Consider the following 2,734-nt stretch of genomic DNA (forward strand, 5'->3'; position numbering starts at 1 on the left):
CCCCCAGGGCATGCTCGTGCGTCGCGCGCTAACGTTGCTGCGCCGGCACCTCGGCCGCGGTGGCGGCGAGCTCGCCGCGGATGCGCACCACCTCGAGTTCGGCGACGTCGCCGGCGGCGAAGCGCCGTTCTGTCAGGGCGAGCGTGCCGCGATAGGCCTCGGCCGTGCCGGCCACGAGGCGCTGTTCGCGTTCGGCGGCGCGCACGGCGAAGTAGGTCTGCGCCACGGCTGCCTGCACCGCGACGCGCACGGCACCGACGACCGCGGCCTGGCTCTGCGCGTCGAGTAACGCGGTGTCGGTGATGCCGGCCAGGCGCCCGAACAGATCGACCTCGAAGTCCAGCGTCAACCCCAGGCCCGCTTGCGATCGCGTGGCGGAGCCGTCGCCCGTGCGTCCGCGCTCGAGCTGCGCGCCTGCGCCGACCTGCGGCCGCTGCTGCGACCGCGCCTGGCCGATCAAGGCTTGCGCCTGCGCCAGACGTGCCGCCGCCGCGGCAAGGTCCGGGTTGTCGCGCGTCGCCTGCTCGATGAGCGAGGCCAGCGCCGGATCGGCGAAAGCGCTCCACCACGGCGTGTCGATCGCCGCGGGCGGCGCCGCGCTTCGATCGCGGTCGGCGTGCCGGTACGCCGGCGGCGCCGCGAACGTGTCCGGGCGCGGATCGTTCGGCACGGCTGAGCACCCGGCCAACAGCAACAGCAGAGCAGGCAGCGCAGTGCCGTTCGCAAACGTCTTCATCAATGCTCCCATCCTCAAGAAGTGGAGACCGGCGGTTGCACCGCGGCCTCGGCCGCGAGCGTGCTCACGTGGTGCTGGATCAAGGGCCGGTTGCCGCCGAGCCGGCGCAGCAGCACGTAGAACACCGGCGTCAGGAAGATGCCGAAGAAGGTGACACCGATCATGCCGCCGAAGACCGCGATGCCCATCGCCTGGCGCATCTCGGCGCCGGCGCCGGTCGAGATCACAAGCGGCACCACGCCCATGATGAAAGCGAGCGAGGTCATCAGGATCGGCCGCAGCCGCAGGCGACTGGCCTCGATCGCGGCTTGCACCGGGTTGCGCCCGGCGAACTCCAGTTCGCGCGCGAACTCGACGATCAGGATCGCGTTCTTGGCCGACAGGCCCACGAGCACGATGAGGCCGATCTGCGTCAGCACGTTGTTGTCGCCGCCGGCCAGCCACACGCCCGTCATCGCCGACAGCAGCGCCATCGGCACGATGAGGATGATCGCCACCGGCAGCGCCAGACTTTCGTAGGCCGCGGCAAGCACCAGGAACACGAGCAGCACCGCGAGCGGAAAGATCCACAGCGCCGAGTTGCCAGCCAGGATCTCCTGATACGTCAGCTCGGTCCACTCGAAGCCGATGCCCGCGGGCAACCTCCCGGCGGCGATGCGCTCCACCGCGTCCTGCGCCTGGCCGCTGGAAAAGCCCGGTGCGGCACCGCCGTTGATGTCGGCGGTGGCGAAACCGTTGTAGCGCATCGCACGCTCAGGCCCGAAGCTCGGCTGCACGCTCATCAGCGCGGCCAGCGGCACCATCTGTCCGTTGCTCGAGCGCACGCGCAGCGCACCCACATCTTCGGCGCGTGCCCGGTACGGCGCATCGGCCTGCACGCGCACGGTGTAGGTGCGGCCGAACTTGTTGAAGTCGTTGACATAGGCGCTGCCGAGATAGATCTGCATCGTCTCGAAGATGTCGGTCACCGGCACCCCGAGCTGGCGCGCCTTGGTGCGGTCGATGTCGGCGTAGAGCTGCGGCACGTTCACCTGGAAGCTGCTGTATAGGCCCGCCAGCTCGGGCGCCTGGCGCGCCTCGGCGAGGAAAGCCTGCGTGGCCTGGTTCAGCGCGTCGGTGCCCAGGCCGCCGCGGTCCTGCAGCTGCAGCTTGAACCCGCCCGTCGTGCCCAATCCGTTGACCGGCGGTGGCGGGAACATCGCGATGAACGCTTCCTGGATGGCGCCGAACTGCTGATTGAGCTGGCCGGCGATGGCGGTTCCCGACAGCTCCTTCGTCGTGCGCTCGCCAAACGGCTTCAGCGTGACGAAGACGATGCCGGAGTTGGAGCTGTTGGTGAAGCCGTTGATCGACAAGCCGGGGAACGCCACGGCCGACTCGACGCCGGGATGCGCCAGCGCGATCTCACCCATGCGCCGGATCACGTCCTCGGTGCGGTCTAGCGTGGCCCCATCGGGCAGTTGCGCAAAGCCGACCAGGTACTGCTTGTCCTGGATCGGCACGAAGCCGCCGGGCACGGCCTTGAACAAGCCGAAGGTCGCGCCGATGAGGAGCAGGTACACGCCCATCAGCAGCGCCTTGCGCGACAGCACACGCGCCACGCCGCCGCCGTAGGCGGCCGAGCCCCGCCGGAAGACGCGGTTGAAGCGCGCGAAGAAGCCGCCGAAGACACGCTCCATGCCGCGTGTCAGCGCATCCTTGGGCGCATCGTGGCCGCGCAGCAGCAGCGCCGCGAGCGCCGGCGACAGGGTCAGCGAGTTGATCGCCGAGATCACGGTCGAGACCGCGATCGTCAGCGCGAACTGGCGGTAGAACTGGCCGCTCAACCCGCTCATGAAGGCCAGGGGCACGAACACGGCCACCAGCGTCAGCGCGATCGCGATGATTGGCCCCGACACCTCCTTCATCGCACGCAGCGTGGCCTCGCGCGGGGACAGGCCGGCCTCGATGTTGCGCTCGACGTTCTCGACCACCACGATCGCGTCGTCACCACGATGC

2 protein-coding genes are annotated in these 2,734 nt (G+C 69.6%); both read right to left on the reverse strand.

Going from position 1 to position 2,734, the window contains the following annotated elements; translation table 11 throughout:
• Positions 1 to 28: 28 nt before the first annotated feature.
• Positions 29 to 670, reverse strand: coding sequence for a TolC family protein (locus AC30N0_RS14095; protein ID WP_489518537.1), 642 nt, complete (start codon positions 668 to 670; stop codon positions 29 to 31).
• Positions 671 to 750: 80 nt separating this feature from the next.
• The coding region (locus tag AC30N0_RS14100) for an efflux RND transporter permease subunit (protein ID WP_489518538.1) at positions 751 to 2,734 on the reverse strand (1,984 nt) is incomplete at its 5' end.

It is taken from the genome of Rhizobacter sp., from assembly GCF_031412495.1.
Taxonomy (GTDB): Bacteria; Pseudomonadota; Gammaproteobacteria; order Burkholderiales; family Burkholderiaceae_C; genus Schlegelella_A.